Source organism: Mesorhizobium sp. M8A.F.Ca.ET.181.01.1.1 (assembly GCF_004792025.1).
GTDB lineage: Bacteria > Pseudomonadota > Alphaproteobacteria > Rhizobiales > Rhizobiaceae > Mesorhizobium.
Window position 1 is genome coordinate 278,152 of sequence record NZ_SRTV01000002.1, and the last position, 20,168, is coordinate 298,319.

At 63.4% G+C, this 20,168-nt stretch carries 19 protein-coding genes; 15 read left to right on the forward strand and 4 right to left on the reverse strand.

Features of this window, described 5'->3' with window-relative positions; all coding sequences use genetic code 11:
• Positions 1 to 33 precede the first annotated feature (33 nt).
• Complete coding sequence (locus EN824_RS09665; RefSeq protein ID WP_245512023.1) at positions 34 to 597, reverse strand: GNAT family protein; 564 nt, start codon at positions 595 to 597, stop codon at positions 34 to 36.
• A 95-nt stretch (positions 598 to 692) separates the two neighbouring features.
• A complete protein-coding gene (locus tag EN824_RS09670) occupies positions 693 to 1,652 on the reverse strand; it encodes a LysR substrate-binding domain-containing protein (protein WP_127279521.1) in 960 nt (319 codons plus the stop codon).
• 112 nt (positions 1,653 to 1,764) lie between these two features.
• Between EN824_RS09670 and EN824_RS35155 the strand changes: the two genes are divergently transcribed.
• From EN824_RS35155 to speB, 7 genes are all read left to right on the forward strand, one after another.
• Positions 1,765 to 2,598 (forward strand): hypothetical protein, encoded by an 834-nt coding sequence (locus EN824_RS35155; protein ID WP_189522150.1) that lies wholly within the window; start codon positions 1,765 to 1,767, stop codon positions 2,596 to 2,598.
• Between the two features lie 45 nt (positions 2,599 to 2,643).
• Positions 2,644 to 3,570 carry a DMT family transporter gene (locus EN824_RS09685; RefSeq protein WP_135915352.1) on the forward strand — a complete coding sequence of 309 codons (927 nt, stop codon included), beginning with the start codon at positions 2,644 to 2,646 and terminating at the stop codon, positions 3,568 to 3,570.
• A complete protein-coding gene (locus EN824_RS09690; RefSeq protein WP_127871457.1) occupies positions 3,563 to 3,766 on the forward strand; it encodes a hypothetical protein in 204 nt (67 codons plus the stop codon). Before EN824_RS09685 ends, EN824_RS09690 begins: the two co-directional genes overlap by 8 nt.
• Positions 3,767 to 3,926: 160 nt before the next feature.
• Positions 3,927 to 4,379 carry a MucR family transcriptional regulator gene (locus tag EN824_RS09695; protein ID WP_127871458.1) on the forward strand — a complete coding sequence of 151 codons (453 nt, stop codon included), beginning with the start codon at positions 3,927 to 3,929 and terminating at the stop codon, positions 4,377 to 4,379.
• Positions 4,380 to 4,515: 136 nt separating this feature from the next.
• Positions 4,516 to 6,393 carry an ABC-F family ATP-binding cassette domain-containing protein gene (locus EN824_RS09700; RefSeq protein WP_135932187.1) on the forward strand — a complete coding sequence of 626 codons (1,878 nt, stop codon included), beginning with the start codon at positions 4,516 to 4,518 and terminating at the stop codon, positions 6,391 to 6,393.
• A 238-nt stretch (positions 6,394 to 6,631) separates the two neighbouring features.
• Positions 6,632 to 8,752, forward strand: coding sequence for a molybdopterin oxidoreductase family protein (locus tag EN824_RS09705; RefSeq protein WP_135863812.1), 2,121 nt, complete (start codon positions 6,632 to 6,634; stop codon positions 8,750 to 8,752).
• Positions 8,753 to 8,862: 110 nt separating this feature from the next.
• Positions 8,863 to 9,669, forward strand: a complete 807-nt coding sequence (gene speB / locus EN824_RS09710) for an agmatinase (RefSeq protein WP_127280717.1) — start codon at positions 8,863 to 8,865, stop codon at positions 9,667 to 9,669.
• Positions 9,670 to 9,684: 15 nt separating this feature from the next.
• On the opposite strand, the gene EN824_RS09715 is transcribed toward speB, so the two are convergent.
• Both EN824_RS09715 and EN824_RS09720 read right to left on the reverse strand, forming a co-directional pair.
• Positions 9,685 to 10,827, reverse strand: coding sequence for an NAD(P)/FAD-dependent oxidoreductase (locus EN824_RS09715; RefSeq protein ID WP_127280718.1), 1,143 nt, complete (start codon positions 10,825 to 10,827; stop codon positions 9,685 to 9,687).
• A gap of 64 nt (positions 10,828 to 10,891) precedes the next feature.
• Positions 10,892 to 11,371: an Lrp/AsnC family transcriptional regulator gene (locus EN824_RS09720; protein WP_127280719.1), complete on the reverse strand. Its 480-nt coding sequence runs from the start codon at positions 11,369 to 11,371 to the stop codon at positions 10,892 to 10,894.
• Positions 11,372 to 11,476: 105 nt separating this feature from the next.
• On the opposite strand from EN824_RS09720, the gene EN824_RS09725 reads away from it, so the two are divergent.
• The 8 genes from EN824_RS09725 (at position 11,477) to EN824_RS09755 (ending at position 20,154) form a co-directional block, all read left to right on the forward strand.
• Complete coding sequence (locus EN824_RS09725) at positions 11,477 to 12,685, forward strand: diaminopropionate ammonia-lyase (protein WP_135863814.1); 1,209 nt, start codon at positions 11,477 to 11,479, stop codon at positions 12,683 to 12,685.
• Positions 12,682 to 13,929, forward strand: a complete 1,248-nt coding sequence (locus EN824_RS09730) for a Zn-dependent hydrolase (RefSeq protein WP_127280576.1) — start codon at positions 12,682 to 12,684, stop codon at positions 13,927 to 13,929. Before EN824_RS09725 ends, EN824_RS09730 begins: the two co-directional genes overlap by 4 nt.
• Positions 13,922 to 15,082: a M20 aminoacylase family protein gene (locus EN824_RS09735; RefSeq protein ID WP_127280575.1), complete on the forward strand. Its 1,161-nt coding sequence runs from the start codon at positions 13,922 to 13,924 to the stop codon at positions 15,080 to 15,082. The genes EN824_RS09730 and EN824_RS09735 overlap by 8 nt, the downstream gene beginning before the upstream one ends.
• Positions 15,083 to 15,363: 281 nt before the next feature.
• Positions 15,364 to 15,561 (forward strand): hypothetical protein, encoded by a 198-nt coding sequence (locus EN824_RS09740; protein WP_127871467.1) that lies wholly within the window; start codon positions 15,364 to 15,366, stop codon positions 15,559 to 15,561.
• 286 nt (positions 15,562 to 15,847) lie between these two features.
• On the forward strand, positions 15,848 to 16,021 hold the full coding sequence (locus tag EN824_RS35160) for a hypothetical protein (protein WP_167531203.1): 174 nt from the start codon (positions 15,848 to 15,850) through the stop codon (positions 16,019 to 16,021).
• Between the two features lie 71 nt (positions 16,022 to 16,092).
• Positions 16,093 to 18,186 (forward strand): ATP-dependent helicase, encoded by a 2,094-nt coding sequence (locus EN824_RS09745; protein WP_127280271.1) that lies wholly within the window; start codon positions 16,093 to 16,095, stop codon positions 18,184 to 18,186.
• A 9-nt stretch (positions 18,187 to 18,195) separates the two neighbouring features.
• Positions 18,196 to 18,978, forward strand: coding sequence for a 4-hydroxy-tetrahydrodipicolinate reductase (gene dapB, locus EN824_RS09750; RefSeq protein WP_127280272.1), 783 nt, complete (start codon positions 18,196 to 18,198; stop codon positions 18,976 to 18,978).
• Between the two features lie 159 nt (positions 18,979 to 19,137).
• Positions 19,138 to 20,154, forward strand: a complete 1,017-nt coding sequence (locus EN824_RS09755) for an ABC transporter substrate-binding protein (protein WP_127280273.1) — start codon at positions 19,138 to 19,140, stop codon at positions 20,152 to 20,154.
• Positions 20,155 to 20,168: the final 14 nt, after the last annotated feature.

The window sequence follows — 20,168 nt, forward strand, 5'->3', positions numbered from 1 at the left end:
CGTTTTGAATTCGGGGCGAGCGTTTGGCGCGGACTATCGCCGCATTTTTTGCCGTAGCATGGCTTTTACGTCCGGCCACTCGGAATCAATAATGCTGAACCGGACGGAATTGCGTTTCCGGCCGTCCGGCATGATCCGTTCATTGCGAACGATTCCTTCCTGTTTTGCTCCTATTCTCAAAATGGCTGCTCTCGACGCGTCGTTGAGTTCGTCGGTGGTGAATTGCACGCGGACACAGTTCATGACCTCAAATGCCTGAATCAGGAGAAGATATTTAGCCTCGGTATTAACCCCCGATCGCTGGACCGAACTGCCGAGCCACGTGTGCCCAATCTCCAATTTTCTGTTCGCGCGATCGATTTTCCAGAACCGCGTACTACCGCAAATCAAGCCCGTGGCGCGGAGGACGATTGCGTATGGCATGACGGTCCCGGCCTGTCGTCCAGCCAGGGCATTGGCAATATAATCATCGATCGCGTCTGGCCCTGGAACCACGGTGGCCTTCAAGTTCCATAGCTCGCCATCTGCGGCTGCACTCAAAAGCGCTGCGGAATGCTCTGGCTGCAGGGGGCTGAGTTCAACGATATCGCCGACCAAGGCGGGTTGCCTGGATTGGACGCCGCCCATTAATCGATGGTCCCTGTTTCTCTTGCCTGCAGTCATCGAGCGACAAATGAGGACCGATCCGACTTTCAGACAGCTTCTGAAGCCAAGCCCGCAATTTCGTTGTCCAGCTGGCGTTGCGTCATGGCCGCTTCCGCCATCACCCATTGCTTGAACAGCAGCATCTTGCGTGCGGCAAGGCCCTTGTGCGGCGAGACGAAGTACCAACCGGCCGTATTCGGATGATGTACGGCAAAGGGAGCGACCAGCCTCTCGGCGCGGATATCGCTGGCCATATAGGCGCGGTTGGCAACGGCAAAACCCATTCCGGCATTGGCCGCCTCGTAGGACATCATGCACGAGTCGAAATAGATGCTCTTGGTCTCGCTGAGCACAAAACTGGCGCCGGCGAAACCAAGCCAGGATTGCCAGTTCTGCGTGCAGGTGTCGGAATGCAGCAGCGTGAAGTGCTTGAGGTCGTCCGGTGTCACCTTTGACACCGGCTTGTCGCCGAGAACCTCGTGGAACAATTTGCGGCTGCACACCGGTGTCAGGTCTTCCTGAAACAACAGGTCGGATGGCAGCCCGTTGAAGTGGCCGTCGCCGTAGCGGATTTCGAGATCGAATTCGGAAGTCGTGAACTCGTGCGTCGCGTACGAGGTCGAAACCCGCATCACGATATCGGGGTGTTGCTGCTGGAACAGCGGCAGGCGCGGAAACAGCCAGCGCGCGGCAAATGTCGGCAGCACCGATATCTTCAGCACATGTTCCTGTGATTGCCCGGTCGCTTCCATGCTGGCGGCGACAATCCGCTCCAGCGCCTCACGAACGCGCGAGACATAGGTTTCGCCCTCCGGTGTCAGCGACACCGCATTGCCGCCGCGCTGGAAAATCTTGAAGCGCAACTGGTCCTCCAGGCTCTTGACGCGCTGGCTGACCGCCGAAGCGGTGATGAACTGCTCTTCGCCGGCACGCGTGAAATTCCCGTGCCTCGCAGCACTCTCCACGATTTTCAGCGAATTGAGGTTGACCTGACTGAGCAGACGCACGGCTTTCGACCTTAAGCTGGGCTTAGGGTAGCACTAGCATTCCTAATTTTACAGGGGGGGCTAATTTAATCGACTGTTAACCAAGTGTTTGCCCCCCACTTGGAGAAGTACAATGAACGCACATACCGTACCCGAACTGCGCTATGCGATGAGCCGCGAGGCCATTATCGGCCACGAAACCGCCTGGAAAGTGTCGAGCTTCGGCGTTGCGCAGTATCGGCATGGCTATGATCCGGCTCTGCTTGCTGCGATCGAGGAGGCCGCCCTGAAGCTCAAGGCCAGCCATGCCGTGCACAAGCACCTCGATCTGACCTTCATCACCGGCGCGGACCGTTTCATTCCCGAAATCAAGGAGTTGCTGAACGACAAGTTGCGCTTGGAACGGCTGTCCGACATGATGGGCACGAAGCTGGAGCCCTATCCGCTGTCGATCGTCGGTTCGACAGTTACCTTCATGAATCCCAGGGATGGCGCCGTCGAATGGCATTGCGACGGCGTTCCGGTCACTGAGCTCATTCCGCTGTCGATCAGCGATCCGCTGGTCGGCGGCCATCTCGAAATCTATTGCGACGATTCCGAGACCGGCCGCGCCATCCTCGAATCCGGCCGCGAGATTCCGCGCAACCGCATCATGCGCATCGATCACAAGATGAACTATGCGACGCTCGGGCAGTTCCTCGGCGTCCTGCATCGTACGGCGCCGATCCAGTTCGGCGAGCGCGTCACGCTGGTGCTCAACCAGCGCTCCGTGGCCAAGCCCTATGTCGACGACAACAGGATGTACTACCTTGCCGCCGACAACGATCACGACCGCGAGTGGGTCAACGAGCTGGCCGAAGATGTGTGGCAAAACCAGCTGCCGGCCTATCGCCGGTTCGAGGCCGAACATCCGACGCCGGCCCCCGCCGAAGCGCCGGTTCCGGGTGGAGCCAGGGAGTCATGGTAGCGACCCATGATCCCGAAAAGTGGAGACCGGTTTTCGGACGGGATCATGGTCGAACGCAGAGATAGGGGCCTATGCCGATTCCTTCTGCATGGATCGGGCTCGATATCCGCGCTGGTCTTCGCTGCCGGGGCGGTGGCGTTGTGGTCGACAAATGCGCTGGTCGGCAAGTCCCTGCTGGCCAGTCACCCGGTGTCGCAGGTGCAGTTCCTGCAATTTGTAGGGGCCGCCCTGGTCTTCGCGGTCATCCGGTCGATGAGCCGCGAGAAAGCCGCGACGACCACGGCAAGCACCGCGCTGGTGCCGCTCGCGGTCGGCTTTATCGGTCTGGTCGGCACCATGGTGCTGCAATATATCGCCTTTGCCTCGATGCCGGTGATCGAAGCCAATCTCGTGGCCTACACCTGGCCCTTGATGGTTGCCGCGGCAGTGATCGCTTTCGACAATCCCCGGCGTCCGGCCTTGCTGGGCATTGCCGCGGCCCTTGGCTTCGTCGGCGTCGCGCTGGTGATTTCGGGAGGGCGTGACCGCACCTGGTTCCAGGGTGATCTCGCCGGCTATTCGGCCGCATTCGGGTCCGCGCTGTGCATGGCTTTCTATTCGGTGATGGTGGGGCGGCTCGCCACGTCGCCGGACCGCCTGTTGCTGCCCTCGTCGCTGGTCGGCGTCGCCTTGACGCTTATATGGTCCGCTCGCGAAGGCGTCGCCTGGCCCACCGGAGTGGATCTGGTCCTCGGGCTTTATCTCGGCGCTGGCCCGATGGGGCTGGGTTATTACTTCTGGTCACGCGCCTTGAAGCTCGGAGGCAGCGGCAAGGTGGCTGTCGTCGCCTATCTCACGCCGATTGCTTCGACGCTGCTGTTGACGTTGTCCGGCGAACGGCTGACGACCACCGCCATTGCCGGAGCCATTCTCGTGATCGGCAGTTGTGTCGCGGTCGGTCTGGAGCGTTCGGAGGCGCAAGACTATGTTTGATGACAATGAACGTCTCGCCAGGCAGGAAGCGCATTGGCTGATCAAGGAATTTGGCGCCGAGGCACCGCTTTACGCCGCAATGAAGGCCGAAAAGGCGATTGAACAGAAGGATTTCGGGCGTTGTGCCCGCTGGAAGCGTATTCTTGAGATATTGGCCGACAGCCGCCCAACCAAGTCTGCCACCTCCAAGTATTAGATTTTCTAATTTGCACGACGTCGATTTCTCATAAAAGTAGTTGATGCCAAGTCTTGATTCGTTTTGGGATTTGGCGGCCCGTTGGGGGCGCGGTTAAAGAGATACATCGACAAAAGTCTTTACTGGGGTAGATGACTTTGTCGCAGATAGGGTGAAAGAATTGTCAAATATCGAGGATAAGACCGTTATCGAGCTGACCGCCGATATTGTCTCCGCCTATGTAGGCAACAACCCGCTTCCGGCTTCCGGCCTGCCTGACCTGATTGCCAGCGTCAGCGCCTCGGTCCGAAAGCTGGCTGGTGCGGCCGTCGTGGAAAGCCCGAGCCTTGTTCCGGCCGTAAATCCGAAAAAGTCGGTGTTTCCCGACTACATCATCTGCCTGGAGGACGGAAAGAAGTTCAAGTCGCTCAAGCGACACCTCAGGACGGACTACGGTTTGAGCCCGGATGACTATCGGGCCAAATGGGGCTTGCCGCCGGACTATCCGATGGTCGCGCCGAATTACTCGGCGACCCGGTCGGCGCTGGCGAAATCGACGGGACTTGGCCGCAAGCCGGTCGCTGCGCCGGCGGTCGTGGCCAAGGCGACAAAGCGTGGCAAGGCCACTGCCTGAGGCCTTTCTGGCCGGTATCGCAGGTCACTGATCGCCTGCTCTGGCGGCGCATTGTGCGCGCCGTTTCCAGGCCTTGTGCGGCCAACTGGCCCGCAAGGTCTTGCGAAGCGTTGATGTCCAGTGCAAAAGCGCGGCCATGCTTATCATCAATGACCTTTCACTCCGCATGGCGGGGCGCTTGCTTCTCGACCACGCCTCGCTCACCTTGCCGGCCGGCACCAAGGCCGGTCTCGTCGGCCGCAACGGCACCGGCAAGACGACGCTGTTCAAGGCCATAACAGGCGATTTTCCCTCCGAGACAGGCTCGATCAGCCTGCCGAAGAATACGCGCATCGGCCAGGTGGCGCAGGAAGCGCCTGGAACCGAGGACCCGCTGATCGAGATCGTGCTCAAGGCCGATCTCGAGCGCACGGCGCTGCTCGAAGAAGAGAAGACGGCGACCGATCCGCACCGCATCGCCGACATCCACATGCGGCTGGCCGACATCGATGCTCATTCGGCCGAGTCGCGCGCGGCCACCATCCTCGCCGGCCTCGGCTTCGACGACGCCGCGCAGCGGCGTCCGGCCTCGTCCTTCTCCGGCGGCTGGCGTATGCGCGTGGCGTTGGCCGCCGTACTGTTTTCCGAGCCGGATCTCCTGCTGCTCGACGAGCCGACCAATTATCTCGACCTCGAAGGCACGCTGTGGCTGGAAAACTACGTCTCAAAGTATCCGCACACCGTGCTCCTGATTTCGCACGATCGCGATCTGCTCAACCGCGCCGTCAACTCGATCGTTCATCTCGACCAGAAGAAGCTGACCTTCTGGCGCGGCGGTTACGACCAGTTCGAGCGCCAGTACACCGAGCAGAAGGAGTTGCAGGAAAAGGGCCGGGTCAAGCAGGAAGCCGCCCGCAAGCATATGGAATCCTTCGTCGAGCGGTTTCGCGCAAAGGCCTCCAAGGCAAGACAGGCGCAGTCGCGCATCAAGGCGTTGGAAAAGATGAAGCCGATCTCGGCCATCGTCAACGACACGGTGCGGCCGTTCTCTTTCCCCGAACCTGTGAAGACGGTGGCCTCGCCGATCGTTGCGCTGAACAACGTCAATGTCGGTTATACCGAGGGCCAGCCGATCCTGAAGAAGATGACGCTGCGCATCGACGCCGACGACCGCATCGCGCTGCTCGGCGCCAACGGCAACGGCAAGTCGACCTTCGCCAAATTGCTGTCGGGTCGCCTGAAGCAGGAAACCGGCACCATGACGGTGGCGCCCGGGCTGAAGGTGGCGATCTTCGCCCAGCACCAGCTCGACGATCTGCGCCCCGAGGAGAATGCCTATGAGCATGTCCGCCGGCTGATGCCGGAGGCGCCGGAATCCAAGGTGCGCGGCCGCGTCGCCCAGTACGGTCTCACCACCGAGAAGATGAACACGCCCGCCAAGGATCTGTCCGGTGGCGAGAAGGCGCGCCTTCTGATGGGCCTGTCGGCCTTCGAGGGTCCGAACCTGTTCATCCTCGACGAGCCGACCAACCACCTCGACATCGACAGCCGCGAATCGCTGATCCATGCGCTGAATGAATTTCCCGGCGCCGTCATCCTGATCTCGCACGACCGCCATCTGCTCGAGGCGACGGCTGACCGGCTGTGGCTGGTCAAGGATGGTGCGGTCAATCCCTATGACGGCGACCTCGAGGACTACAAGACGCTGGTGACCGGCGTCTCCGGCGACCGCCGCGGCAAGCGCGAGGCCGACAAGGCATCAAAAGCCGATCGCCGCCGCGACGCGGCAGCACGCCGCGCCGCCTTCGAGCCGCTGGCCAAGGAAATCCGCGCCACCGAGGCGCTGATGGACCGTATCCGCAAGCGCATCGACGGTATCGAGGACGAACTGTCCGACCCGGCGGTCTACGAGAAGGATCCGTCGACTGCGACCAGGCTCGCCAAGGAACGCTCGCAGCTTGCCCAGACGCTGGCCGGCCATGAGGAAAAATGGCTGACCATGTCGGCGGAATATGAGGAAGGGACGGCGGAGTAGAGCTAATCTCCCCCCTCGTGGGGGAGATGCCCGGCAGGGCAGAGGGGGGCGCTGTCCCGCCAACCTGCCGGTCTCTTTGCAATCACCATCGCCAACTTCGGTGGCACATTGATTGGGCTCGATAGGCCGCGATCCTTCGCGCCCCCCTCTGTCCTGCCGGACATCTCCCCCACAAGGGGGGAGATTGGCTAATCATCTGGCCCTACACGCCACCGTCAAAACCCGCTAGACAAATGGCATGAACCAGCACGCGAAGCTCCGCATTGGCCATTCGGCCTGTCCGCATGATTGCCCGTCGACCTGCGCGCTTGAGGTCGAACTGCTTGACGGCAACCGCATCGGCCGCGTCCATGGCGCCAAGTCCAATACCTATACGGCCGGGGTCGTCTGCGCCAAGGTCGCCCGCTATGCCGACCGCGTCCATCATCCCGACCGTTTGCTGAAGCCGCTGGTGCGCAAGGGCGCCAAGGGCGGGGGCGTCTGGCAGGAGGCAAGCTGGGAAGCCGCACTCGACCTCGTTGCCGAGAATTTCATCGCGGCCGAGGAGAAGTACGGATCGGAGACGGTCTGGCCTTACTATTACGCAGGCACGATGGGGCTGGTGCAGCGCGACGGCATCGACCGGCTGCGGCATGTGAAGAAGTACTCGGGCTTCTTCGGCTCGATCTGCACCAATCTCGCCTGGACCGGCTGGATGATGGGGGCGGGCGCCTTGCGCGGTCCCGATCCGCGAGAAATGGCCAAATCCGATTGCGTCGTGATCTGGGGCACCAATGCGGTGGTCACGCAGGTCAATGTCATGACCCACGCCATCAAGGCGCGCAAGGAACGCGGCGCGAAAATCGTCGTCATCGACGTCTATGAAAACGCCACCATGAAACAGGCCGACATGGGCCTGGTGCTGAAGCCCGGCACCGACGGCGCGCTGGCTTGTGCTGTCATGCATGTCCTGTTCAGAGAAAGCCTGGCCGACCGCGCCTATCTCGAAAGATACACCGACGACCCTCTGGGCCTTGAAGCGCATCTGCGCACCCGCACGCCGGAGTGGGCGGCTGATATCACCGGTTTGACGGTCGCCGAGATCGAGGCCTTCGCCCGGCTCGTCGGCACGACGAAAAAGACTTATTTCCGGCTCGGCTACGGCTTTGCGCGCCAGCGCAACGGCGCGGTCAACATGCATGCGGCGTCATGCATCGCCGCGGTCACCGGCGCCTGGCAGTATGAGGGCGGCGGCGCCTTCCATTCCAATTCCGGCATCTTCAAGCTCAATCAGGATGTGCTGGAAGGCTCAAGAATGCGCGATCCCTCGATCCGCTATCTCGATCACTCGCGCATCGGCCCGGTGCTGACCGGCGCCAGCGACGCGCTCTACGGCGGACCGCCGGTGACGGCCATGCTCATCCAGAACACCAATCCGGTGAATGTCGCGCCCGAGCAGCGGCTGGTGAAGCAGGGATTTTTGCGCGACGATTTGTTCACCTGCGTGCACGAGCAGTTCATGACCGACACGGCCAAGCTGGCCGATGTCGTGCTGCCGGCGACGATGTTCGTCGAGCATGACGACATCTACAAGGGCGGCGGCAACCAGCATATCACGCTCGGCCCCAAGCTGATCGAGCCGCCGGAAGGGCCGCGCACCAACCATTTCGTCATCGAGCAGCTGGCCCAGCGCCTCGGCGTCGCCGATCGGCCGGGCTTTGGCCTCACCGAGCAGCAGCATATCGACATCATCCTCGGCAAGCGCGGGCTGGGCAGCTTCGATTCCTTGAAGGAAGAGAAGTGGGTCGACCTGCAGCCGGATTTCGAAACCGCGCATTTCATCCGGGGCTTCGGCCATGCGGACGGCAAATTCCGCTTCCGCGCCGACTGGACCGGGCAGGCGGCTCCCAACCGGCCGCCGAAGAGCATGGGCCTGTTCGGCCCGGTGGCGCGATTGCCGGAATTTCCCGATCATGTCGACCTGATCGAAGTGGCCGACGAAGCGCATCCGTTCCGCCTGACGACCTCGCCGGCGCGCAACTTCCTCAACTCGACCTTTTCCGAGACACCGGTTTCAAGGGCGAAGGAAGGCCGCCCCGAACTCCTGCTGCATCCCGACGATGCGGCGGCTCTCGAACTTGCCGACGGCGACCGGGTCGAGGTCGGCAACATGCGCGGCGAGGTGGTGCTACATGCCAGATTGTTCGACGGCATCAAGCGTGGCGTCGTGATCGCCGAGGGCATCTGGCCGAACAGCGCGCATGAGCGCGGCGAAGGCATCAACGTGCTGACCGGCGCCGATGCCCCCGCGCCCTATGGCGGCGCGGCCTTCCACGACAACAAGGTGTGGTTGCGCCGGGCGCAGGAGCTGAGCGCCTAGCCCCGCAGATTTTCCTGATCCGGATTCACCTCTGGCCCAAACACCAGCGGTCGCGAATGCCAGCTCCCGTCTCTATAGAGGCATTCGTCCGTCGCAATGGGAGAGTGTCGATGGCAGGCGCGATTTCGCTTCTGGGAATACCGCATGACGGGAATTCATCCTACCTCCAGGGTGCGGCCAAGGCGCCACCGCTGATCAGGCGCGAACTCACCAGCGATGCTTACTCCTCATGGAGCGAGACCGGCTTCGACCTGAGCGACCGCTTCGTCGATCATGGCGATATCGACTTCACCCAACCGGGCGATCCCTGGCAGCGGATCGAAAGCGAAGTCGGCCGCGCACTGGACGCGGGCCATCCGCTGATCAGCCTGGGCGGCGATCACGCCATCTCCTGGCCGGTGCTGCGCGCTGTACGCCGTCGCCATCCAAGCCTGACGATCGTGCATATCGATGCCCACCCAGACATCTATCATGCCTACGATGACAATCCGCGTTCGCACACTTCGCCCTTCGCACGCATCATGGAGGAACGGCTTGCCGACCGGCTGATCCAGATCGGCCTGCGCACCGTGAACGGTCATCACCGCGATCAGTTCAAGCGCTTTGGCGTCGAGGTGGTGGAGGCCGCGCATTTCAGCGAAAGCATTCAGCTCGATCTCGGGACGCCGGTCTATATCTCGATGGATCTCGACGGGCTCGATCCGGCCTTTGCGCCGGGCGTCTCCCACCGCGAGCCCGGCGGCCTGTCGACACGGCAGGTCATCAACCTGATTCAAGGCATCAACCAGCCGATCGTTGCCGCTGATATCGTTGAATACAATCCAAGCCAGGACCTCTCCAACGTGACGGCGCTTGTCGCCGCCAAACTGGCGAAGGAGATCGCCGGCATGATGCTCAGGACATCGCCTGCGGATTGAGAACGCGGCGCGGCTTCACACCGGCAGGGTCTCGGTCGCCTCTTTCCTGTTTTGCCGCTGGCGGATGTCGTCGGCGACCGCCTGGGCTTCGATGCCGATTTCGCGCAGCAGCCCGGTGACCGCATTGTGGAAGCCGACCAGATAGAGGCCGAGATCCGAAGCGCGGGCATTGACGCCGCTGGGGCCTGGCTCGATGCCGGGTTCGAGCAACCTGGCATAGCCCGCCCGGTAGCCGGTGGCGAAGAGGATGGCGTCGAATTCGCCGTGGCCGCCATCGACAAAACGGGCACCGCGTTCCGAGATTTCGGCGATGTCGGGCGCCACCTTGATCGCGCCTTCGCGGATCTTGCCGATCGTGCCGACATCGATCACCGGAATGCGCGACGCAAGGGCGATCTGTTGCAGCAATCCCTGCTTCGGCCGTCTGAGCCCAAATTTCTCCAGCCTGCCCAGCACAAGGTCGAGAATGAGGGGGAACAGGGCGTCATTGATGCGCCGCGGCCCGAGCCGCGTCGCCATGCCGACCATTTGGATCGGCACGCCGAACAGTTCGCGCGGCACGATGTGAACGCCGTCGCGCACCGAGATCGTCGGCCGGGCACCGCCTTCCGCCAGATCGAGCGCAATCTCGGCACCGGTGTTGCCCATGCCGACGACCAGCACCGACTGGCCGGCAAAAGGCGTAGCGTTGCGGTAGTCCGCGCTGTGCAGCGTCTTGCCCTTGAAGGCGTCGATGCCGGTAAATTTTGGCAGCAAGGGCTCGGCATTGTAGCCAGACGCGATCACCGCATGCCAGGCGCGTAAGGCGCCCGACGTCGATTCCACCCGCCAGCCGCGGCCCTCCCGGGTGATCGCCCGCACGGTTTCGCCGAAGCGGGGCTCGAGGTCGAAACGCTTCGCATAGGCATCGAGATACTCGACCACGAGATGGCGGGGCACATAGCGCGGATAATCCTTGGGGAAGGGGACGAAGGGCAGCGACGAGTAGCGTTTGGTCGTATGCAGATGCACGCGATCATAGTGACGCCGCCAGGCCGGCGCGGCCTGCTGCTCCTTTTCGAGGATGACAAAATCCACCCCGGCTTGCCGCAGGCACGCGGCAACCGCCAGGCCCGCTGGCCCGGCACCGATGATCGCGACCTTCGTGGTTTCGTCCATGCGCGCCTCCACCGCCAATTCGCGATCCTGAGAATGTCAGAAACGTGGCAAGGGTGCCACGGGCTCATCCAGGCAAGGGCACCGTCAACCCGACCTTGACGCGGTCCATGGCGACGAAGGTGCGGAACTTCCGCACATTGTTGCTGCCGAAGAACAGTTTTCGCGTCAGCGCCTCATAGGCGCCCATGTCGGCCACGGTGATGACGAGGATGAAGTCGGCTTCGCCGGTGACATAATAGCATTGCTGCACGTGCGGCTCTGCCGAGAATTGCCGCTTGGCCGCATCGATCAGTTCGGTGCGTTCGCTCTCCAATTCGACCTCGACGAAGATGGTGATGGGCTGGCCGACGGCAGCCGGCTCCACCACGGCGACGTTGCCGGCAATGACACCGGTCTGTTCCATGCGCTTGATGCGGCGCTGCACGGCCGGCGCCGACAGGTTCACCGCCTCGCCGATCAGCCGTTGCGGCGTCGTATTGTCCCGCTGCAGGATGGCAAGGATGGCGAGATCGAAGCTGTCGAGGGAGACCGGCGACTGCGGCATTGGCGTATCCTGACGAAACAAACTTGCATTTTGAGAGCCGAATTACAGCGCCTTTTGCGCATGTCCTGCAATATCTTCTCTCGGACGACGCCGAGGAGACCGCCAATGTTCCTGCCCAATAACAATGCCTTGCACCGCCGGCCCCTGGGCGCGGCCGATGCCGAAACCCTCGGCATCGCCGGAGCGGACACCGTCGAGCGTTTCCTTGCCCGCCGTGACAATCACCTGGCAACGCCGCTGCACGCGTTGCCGGCGCTGGGGGGCGAGCTCGGTCTCGCGGCCTTGCACGTCAAGGATGAGGGCTTTCGGCTCGGCCTCGGCAGCTTCAAGGCGCTGGGCGGCGCCTATGCGGTCTTCCGTCTGGTCCTGGAAGAGGCCAGCAAGCGTCTGGGCCGCTCCGTCGATGTCGGCGATCTCGATCGGCCCGAAGTTCGGTCGGTCGCGGCGACCATGACGGTTGCTTGCGCCACCGACGGCAATCACGGCCGCTCCGTCGCGCAGGGCGCCGAGCTCGTCGGTGCCAAGGCGGCGATCTTCGTCCATGCCGGCGTCAGCGACGAACGCGTCGCGGCCATCGCCCGCTACGGGGCCGAGATGATCCGCGTCGACGGCAATTATGACGATTCGGTCAGGCAGGCGGCGCGCATCGCCGCCGAGAAAGGCTGGACGGTGGTTTCCGATACCTCATGGCCGGGCTACGAACGCATTCCGGGGCTTGTCATGCAGGGCTACACGGCGATCGTGCGCGAAGCGCTGCGCCAGCTCTCCGACCCGCCGACGCATGTCTTCGTGCAGGCAGGCGTCGGCGGCATCGCGGCGGCGATCGCCGGCCATCTCGCCATCGTGCTCGGAGAAGCCAGGCCTGTTTTCACGGTGGTGGAACCTGCGCGCGCCGCCTGCGTCTTCGGCGCCGCCAAAGCCGGGCACCCGGTCAAGATCGCGCATGGCGAGGCGACGGTCATGGCGATGCTCGAATGCTACGAGGCCTCGCCGGTCGCCTGGCGCGTGCTGGCACGCGTCGCCGATGCCTTCATGACCGTCGACGAGGACGACGCCGTCGCCGTGATGCGGCGGCTGGCAAGGCCGTCCGGCAACGATCCGGCCATCGTTGCCGGTGAAAGCGGAGGGGTCGGTCTTGCCGGACTGATCCGGGCGATGGCCGGTCACAAGGCCGAGCTTGGCCTCGACGCCACTTCGCGCGTGCTGGTCATCAACACCGAAGCCGCGACCGACCCCCGCCGCTATGCCGAGCTCGTCGGCATGAACCCGGCGGATGTGCTTGCCGGCAAGATGCTTTCAGGAGCAACGCCATGATCTCGATCGACGGACAAAGACTGCTTGGCCGCATCCGCGAACTCGGCGGCATCGGCCGTGATGGCGAGGGCAGGCTGGTGCGGCTGGCCGCCTCCGATGCCGACCGGCTGGGTCGCGACCGCTTCGTCGGCTGGCTGCGCGAGGCCGGGCTCGAAATCGCCATCGATCGCATGGGCAACATCTTCGGCATCTGGCAGGTACCTGAGAACGCCGGGCAGGCGCCAATCCTCGTCGGCTCGCATATCGACACCGTCATCGATGCCGGCATTTATGACGGCTGCTACGGTGTACTGGCCGGCCTGGAGGTCATCGAGACGCTGAAGGGGTCAGGCTATGTCCCGTCGCGCCCGCTCGCGGTCGCCGCCTTCACCAACGAGGAAGGGGTTCGCTATTCCCCCGACATGATGGGTTCACTGGTCCATGCCGGCGGCGTCGATATCGCGGCGGCGCTGGCCGCCGTCGGCACCGACGGCAGCGTGCTGGGGGAGGAGCTGGCCCGCATCGGCTATGCCGGCGACGAGGAGCCCGGCTTCCTCAAACCGCATGTCTATCTCGAACTGCATATAGAGCAGGGCCCGGTGCTGGAACGCGAAGGCGTGCCGATCGGCGCCGTGGAAAACCTGCAAGGCATCTCCTGGCAGCGCATCACCATAGATGGCATCGCCAACCATGCCGGCACCACGCCGATGTGGATGCGCAATGATGCCGGCCATGCGGCTGCGCGTGTCGTCACGTTCCTGCACGACCGCGCCAAAGCCTCGAACACGCCGACCGTTGCAACCGTCGGGACGATGCGTTTCGAGCCAAACGCCATCAATGTCATTCCCTCGCGCGCCGTCTTCACCGTCGACCAGCGCGACCCTTTCGAGCACCGCCTGCAGGCGGAGGAGGCGGCACTTGCCGCATTTCTCGAGGACCTCGCGGCCGCCGATGGCGTCACGGTCTCGGTCGAGCGGCTGGCCCGCTTCGAGCCGGTGATTTTCGATAGCCGCATCGTCGAACTGATCGAGGCTGCCGCCAGCAACCGCGGATTGGTCTCGAAGCGCATGACGTCAGGCGCCGGCCATGATGCGCAGATGATAGCGCGCCTTGCGCCCGCGGCGATGATTTTCGTGCCGAGCGCCAGCGGCATCAGCCACAATCCGCGCGAACATACGGACGATGCCGAGCTTGTCGCCGGCGCCAACATCCTGCTTGATGTCGTCGCCCGCCTTGCGGATCAGGAGATATCAGGCAATGGCTGAAATCGACCGTGACGCGCTGAAGCTGGAGATGACCGGGTGGCGGCGCGATCTGCACGCGCACCCCGAATTCGGCTTCGAGGAGAAACGCACCGCGGCCTTCGTCGCGGCCAAGCTGCGCGAATTCGGCCTGGACGATGTCGCCGAGGGTATCGGCGGCACAGGCGTCGTCGGCACGTTGCAGCGCGGCAACGGCAACCGTGCCATCGCGCTCAGGGCCGACATGGATGCGCTGCGCATATCAGAGCAATCGACCGCGCCACACCGCTCCGGCAATCCCGGTCTCATGCATGCCTGCGGCCATGACGGCCACACGGCGATGCTGCTTGGTGCGGCCAAGCTTCTGGCCGGGGAGGGCGGTTTCGACGGCACCGTGCGCTTCATCTTCCAGCCGGCGGAGGAATGGGGAAAAGGCGCGTTGGCGATGCTCGACGATGGCCTGATGCACCGCTTTCCCTTCGACGAGGTCTTTGGCCTACACAACATGCCTGGCCTGCCCGTCGGGCATTTCGAAACCCGCGCCGGTCCGGTCATGTCGGCCGAGGATATCTTCGAGATCGTGCTCAAGGGGTTGGGCGGCCACGCGGCCCGGCCGCATTCGGGTCAGGAAACGCTGGTCGCCGCCTGTGCGCTGGTCACCAGTCTTCAGACCATCGTCTCGCGCCGGCTGAGCCCGGCCGACATCGCCGTGGTTTCGGTGACCGAGCTGATCACCGACGGCACCCGCAACGCACTGCCGGGCTTTGCCCGCGTCCTTGGCGACGCGCGCAGCTTCCGTCCCGAGGTCAGCGCCGAGATCGAGCGCCAGATGCGCATCATCGCCGAAGGCATCGCTGCCACGTACAATGTTGCCGCCGAGGTCAACTACACCAGGGAATTCGTGCCTTTGCGCAACGATGCCGAACTGGTCGATGCGGCCTTCGCCGCCGCCACGACGGTTTTCGAGCCTGGCAATATCGCGGTCGCCCGCGAACCGATGACGGCGTCGGAGGATTTCGCCCGCTTCCTCGACCACGTGCCGGGCTGCTTCGTCTTCCTCGGCAACGGCGAGGGTTCGGCGCCGCTTCACAATTCCAGCTACGACTTCAACGATGACGGGCTGTTGTTCGGCGTCGATTTCCATGTCGCCATCGCCAGACAGCGGCTTGGGACTTGAACCCACGGGCGGGCTTTTCGCGGCATTTTACCGGGGGAAAACGCCCGGAAAAGGCCGATATCCTTGATCTCGCATGACGCTGCGGCAAGACTCAGCTAGCGTGCTTCATGCGGCGGACCTGATATCCGCCTGGCCGGCGCTATCAGATTACCTCCCAAGCGGCGCCGGCCTTCTCCCCTGCGCGCTAAATTAGCTTTCGTTAAATTTAGAATGCTGGCGCTTGGCGGAAGTTAGCGTTTTGCTGCCAAGACTCCACGCTTTGGGTGCTGGGGGAGCCATGGATGCGCGGGCGGAGCTGGATAAAGGCGTTGCGTCAGGACGAAGCGCGGCGAGTGCGCGCGCGTATCGCTGAACTCGAACAAAACTTGACCGCTGCCTCGGCCCAGACACGACAATTGCGCCAGGACGCAGGCCACGAACTGCGCAATGCCAAGTTCCGCCTCGACCGCCTCGAGGAATGCATCGCGGCAATGCGTTGATGACGACCCCGCAATTGTCGGGTGCGGGCCACCATTCACTGCCTGGCAATGCCATTGTTCGCGGCAGGAATTGCGAGACCTTGGTCCCCTCCAGTCGCCTTTGTCGGCGGCAGTTTGTTGTCACAGGCCGTGAGCGCCAAGGCGACGAGCGCGAGGATCAGTCCTAGCTTTTTCATCGCTACCTCCTCCAAGTCAGAACGAGGCGGCGCCGGTTTGGTTGCGGCGGTTGCGCCGAGGGAACAAAAGGCCCGGCCTCCAGTTGATCCAGAGAAGGAGGACCGCCCACATGATCCGTTTGCTTCTGGTCGGCACGCTGGCCTTTGTCACTTACCGTCTCGCCCGCAAGATGATCGACGAGGTCCCCGACACTGTCGATCCGCTCCTGCTGCCGGCGCCTGCAAACGACCGCGAAGCGCTGCGCCGGCAATCGGCGGCGATGGGCGTTGACCCGAAACGCTGATCGTATTGCTCGCCGAATTGGCGGAGCCGCTTCTCTGTTGCGAACAAAGCGGAAACGATGCTTGATGGGCGATGAACCTCGCCGCCCATGATTCGACCTTTTTCGACTCGACCGTCCAGCCGGCCTATCTCGCCCGGCTGAATGATGCCCAGCGCCAGGCCGTCGAACATGGCGACGGCAAGATTGCAGGCCCGCTGCTGGTCATTGCCGGGGCTGGCTCCGGCAAGACCAATACGCTGGCGCACCGCGTCGCCCATCTGATCGTCAAGGGGGCCGACCCGCGCCGCATCCTGCTGATGACGTTTTCGCGGCGCGCCGCATCCGAAATGGCGAGACGCGTCGAGCGCATCGCCGGCGAAGTGCTCGGTCGCGACGCCGCGGTGATCACGGATGCGCTCACCTGGGCGGGCACTTTTCATGGCATCGGTGCGCGGCTGTTGCGCGATTATGCATTGGAGATCGGCCTCGATCCGGCCTTCACAATCCATGATCGCGAGGATTCCGCCGATCTGATGAATCTCGTGCGCCACGAACTCGGTTTCTCCAGGACGGAAGCGCGCTTTCCAACCAAAGGCACCTGCCTTGCCATCTATTCGCGCGCCGTCAACGCGCAGGCCCCGCTCGGTGAGGTGCTGGGGTCTGCCTTCCCCTGGTGCGCCGGCTGGGCAGAGCAGCTCAAGCAGCTGTTTGCCAGTTACGTCGAGGCCAAGCAGGCGCAGAACGTGCTCGATTACGACGATCTGCTGCTCTACTGGGCGCAGATGACGGCCGAGCCTGAGATCGCCACGCATCTGGGCGGGCGTTTCGATCATGTGCTGGTCGACGAATACCAGGACACCAATCGGCTGCAGGCGTCGATCCTGCTTGCGTTGAAACCCGACGGCGCCGGGCTGACGGTCGTTGGCGACGACGCGCAGTCGATCTATTCGTTCCGCGCCGCCGAGGTGCGCAACATCCTCGACTTTCCCCGGCAGTTCGCGCAGACCGCCGACGTGGTGATGCTGGAGCGCAATTACCGCTCGACCGAGACCATTCTGGCCGCCGCCAATGCGGTCATCGGCGAAGCTTCCGAGCGCTTCACCAAGAACCTGTGGTCGGAACGCAAATCCACCGACAAGCCAAGACTTGTGACCGTGCGTGACGAGGTCGAGCAGGCGAACTTCGTCTGCGACACCATCCTGGCGGAGCGTGAGGCCGGCACCGCGCTGAAGTCACAGGCGGTGCTGTTTCGCGCCTCGCACCACAGCGGACCGCTGGAGATCGAACTGACGCGGCGCAACATTCCTTTCGTCAAGTTCGGTGGCCTGAAATTCCTCGATGCCGCCCACGTCAAGGACGTGCTGGCGGTGCTGCGCTTTGCCGAAAACCCACGCGACCGTGTCGCCGGCTTTCGCGTGCTGCAGCTCTTGCCAGGCATCGGTCCTTCCGCCGCCGCGCAGATCGTCGAGGCCATGACGTCGGCGCTGGACGAGGCGATGGGCCTGGCCGGCTGGCGTCCACCGCAGCGCGCCGCCGACGACTGGCCGGGATTCGTCTCGCTCTATTCCGGCTTGCGTGCCGGCGCCAAATGGCCAGCCGATCTCGAACAGATCAGGCTTTGGTACGAACCGCATCTGGAGCGCATCCACGAGGATGCGACCACGCGCCGGGCGGATCTGCTGCAACTGGAGCAAATCGGGTCGGGCTATGCTTCGCGCGAACGCTTCCTGACCGAGCTGACCCTCGATCCGCCGGACGCGACCAGCGACCAGGCCGGGCCACCGCATCGCGACGAGGACTATCTGATCCTGTCCACCATCCACTCGGCCAAGGGCCAGGAGTGGAAGAACGTCTTCGTGCTGAACACGGTCGATGGCTGCATTCCGGCCGATCTCGGCGTCGGCACCAAGGAGGACATCGAGGAAGAGCGCCGGCTGCTCTACGTGGCGATGACACGAGCCAAGGACAGCCTCAACCTGATCATGCCGCAGCGCTTCTTTCCGCACGGGCAGGCGGCGCGTGGCGACCGTCATCTCTATGCCTCGCGCACCCGTTTCATCCCGGCCTCCATCCTTGCCGCGTTCCAGCAGCTTTCGTGGCCGGCCGCGCAAGCGGCGCAGGGCAGGGCACCCCGGCCGGAGGTGCGCGTCGACATCGGCGCGCGCATGCGCGGCATGTGGAAATAGCAGGAGCCGATGTCGCAGCCGCCGATCAGGATCGCCATATCGGGCGCTCTCGGCCGCATGGGACGCCAGATGGCGGATGCGGTGCGGGCCGATGCGCGTCTGGCGCTTGCCGCCCGCTTTCACCGCCCAGGCAGTGTCGGTGATGGGCTGGTGAGCCGCGAGGAAGCGCTTGCCATGGCCGATGTGGTCATCGACTTCACCACGCCGGCTGCCTCCGCCGATCTGGCCAGTTTCTGTGCGCAACGCGGCGGGCCAGCCTTGGTGATTGGCTCGACCGGTTTCGATGCGGCCGAAGCGGCCATTATTGCCGATGCCGCCAAAAACATCGCGATAGTCCGCTCCGGCAGCTTTTCGCTCGGCCTGAACATGCTGGTCGGATTGGTCGAGCAGGCGGCGAGGGCACTCGCTCCGCAAGACTGGGATGCCGAGATTTTCGAGGCGCATCATCGCCACAAGATCGATGCGCCCTCGGGCACGGCGCTGATGCTGGGGCAAGCCGTTGCCGGCGGGCGCGGCGTCGAACTGGACATGGTGGCAAGGCGCGTCCGCGATGGCGCCACCGGCGCGCGGCCGGTGGGCGAGATCGGCTTCGCGGTGGCGCGCGGCGGCAGCATCGTCGGCGAGCACAGCGTCTCCTTCTGCGCCGAGGGCGAGACCGTCACCGTGTCGCATGTGGCCGGCGACCGCGTCATGTTCGCGCGTGGCGCCATCGCCGCCGCTCTCTGGGTGGCGGGCCGCACTCCCGGCGAATACGACATGCGCGACGTCCTGGGGCAGAGCGCTCGGGCGTGACGCTGCGAACGATTTTTTTGCCCCGCGACTGAAAGCCAGCTGAAAGCTTGGGCATGTCATGACGGTTTTGCGGTGTCACCGCATGTCCGGCCCGCGACGGTCGGCGAGGGAGGAATGCGGCGCGGCTTCACAGCGCGTCGCCCAAATGGAGGAAGTTTTGTGACCGGTTTCATCTCGAAGTGTGCGTTGCGCACCGTTGCCTTGACGCTTGCCATCACCGCCACGGGTGCCACGGCGGCATCGGCGGCCGACGAAAAGATTTCCATCATGGTGGGTGGCTACGAAAAGCAGATCTATCTGCCCGCCAAGCTCACCGAAGCCCTGGGCTACTTCAAGGACGAGGGTCTTGACGTCGAGTTGCTGAACGAACCGGCCGGCGTCGATGCCGAAAACGAGATGCTGGCCGGCGCCGTGCAAGGCGTTGTCGGCTTCTATGACCATAGCATCGACCTCCAGGCCAAAGGCAAATTCGTCGAGTCCATTGTCCAGTTCAGCCAGGCGCCCGGCGAGGTCGAACTGGTTTCGACGAAGCATCCCGAAATCAAGTCGCCGGCCGATTTCAAGGGCATGAACCTTGGTGTCACCGGCCTCGGCTCCTCGACAAACTTCCTGACGGAATACCTCGCCGTGAAGAACGGCTTGAAGCTGGGTGAATTCACCTCAATCCCCGTCGGTGCCGGCGATACATTCATCGCCGCGATGCAACAGGACAAGATCCAGGCGGGTATGACGACCGAGCCGACCATCACCCGGCTACTCAAGACGGGTGAGGCCAAAGTCCTTATCGACATGCGTACGATGGAAGGCACAAAAGCCGCGCTCGGCGGCACATACCCGGCCGCGTCACTCTACATGCAGACAGACTGGGTCGAGGCCCACAAGGATGTGGTGCAGAAGCTGGCCAATGCTTTCGTCAAGACGCAGAAATTCATCAATACCCATAGCGGCGCCGAAATCGCCGACAAGATGCCGAAGGACTACTATGTCGGCGACAAGGAGGGCTATGTGAAGGCCCTCGATGCCGGCAAGGCGATGTTCACCGCCGACGGCGTAATGCCCGAGGGCGGCCCCGAGACGGTGCTGACTGTGCTGTCGGCCTTCAAGAAGGACCTGCAAGGCAAGCAGATCGACCTGTCGAAGACCTACACGACGGAATTCGTCAAGAACGCGAAGTAAACCCGTCTGCCGGC

Bases quoted from the DNA above. Each gene is read 5' to 3' on its own strand.
- EN824_RS09690 (WP_127871457.1), top strand. From the start codon at position 3,563: ATGTTTGATGACAATGAACGTCTCGCCAGGCAGGAAGCGCATTGGCTG.
- EN824_RS09715 (WP_127280718.1), bottom strand. From the start codon at position 10,827: ATGGACGAAACCACGAAGGTCGCGATCATCGGTGCCGGGCCAGCGGGC.
- EN824_RS35160 (WP_167531203.1), top strand. From the start codon at position 15,848: ATGATCCGTTTGCTTCTGGTCGGCACGCTGGCCTTTGTCACTTACCGT.
- dapB (WP_127280272.1), top strand. From the start codon at position 18,196: ATGTCGCAGCCGCCGATCAGGATCGCCATATCGGGCGCTCTCGGCCGC.
- EN824_RS09700 (WP_135932187.1), top strand. From the start codon at position 4,516: ATGCTTATCATCAATGACCTTTCACTCCGCATGGCGGGGCGCTTGCTT.
- EN824_RS09740 (WP_127871467.1), top strand. From the start codon at position 15,364: ATGCGCGGGCGGAGCTGGATAAAGGCGTTGCGTCAGGACGAAGCGCGG.
- EN824_RS09745 (WP_127280271.1), top strand. From the start codon at position 16,093: ATGAACCTCGCCGCCCATGATTCGACCTTTTTCGACTCGACCGTCCAG.
- speB (WP_127280717.1), top strand. From the start codon at position 8,863: ATGGCAGGCGCGATTTCGCTTCTGGGAATACCGCATGACGGGAATTCA.
- EN824_RS09685 (WP_135915352.1), top strand. From the start codon at position 2,644: ATGGTCGAACGCAGAGATAGGGGCCTATGCCGATTCCTTCTGCATGGA.
- EN824_RS09705 (WP_135863812.1), top strand. From the start codon at position 6,632: ATGAACCAGCACGCGAAGCTCCGCATTGGCCATTCGGCCTGTCCGCAT.
- EN824_RS09730 (WP_127280576.1), top strand. From the start codon at position 12,682: ATGATCTCGATCGACGGACAAAGACTGCTTGGCCGCATCCGCGAACTC.
- EN824_RS09725 (WP_135863814.1), top strand. From the start codon at position 11,477: ATGTTCCTGCCCAATAACAATGCCTTGCACCGCCGGCCCCTGGGCGCG.
- EN824_RS09735 (WP_127280575.1), top strand. From the start codon at position 13,922: ATGGCTGAAATCGACCGTGACGCGCTGAAGCTGGAGATGACCGGGTGG.
- EN824_RS35155 (WP_189522150.1), top strand. From the start codon at position 1,765: ATGAACGCACATACCGTACCCGAACTGCGCTATGCGATGAGCCGCGAG.
- EN824_RS09720 (WP_127280719.1), bottom strand. From the start codon at position 11,371: ATGCCGCAGTCGCCGGTCTCCCTCGACAGCTTCGATCTCGCCATCCTT.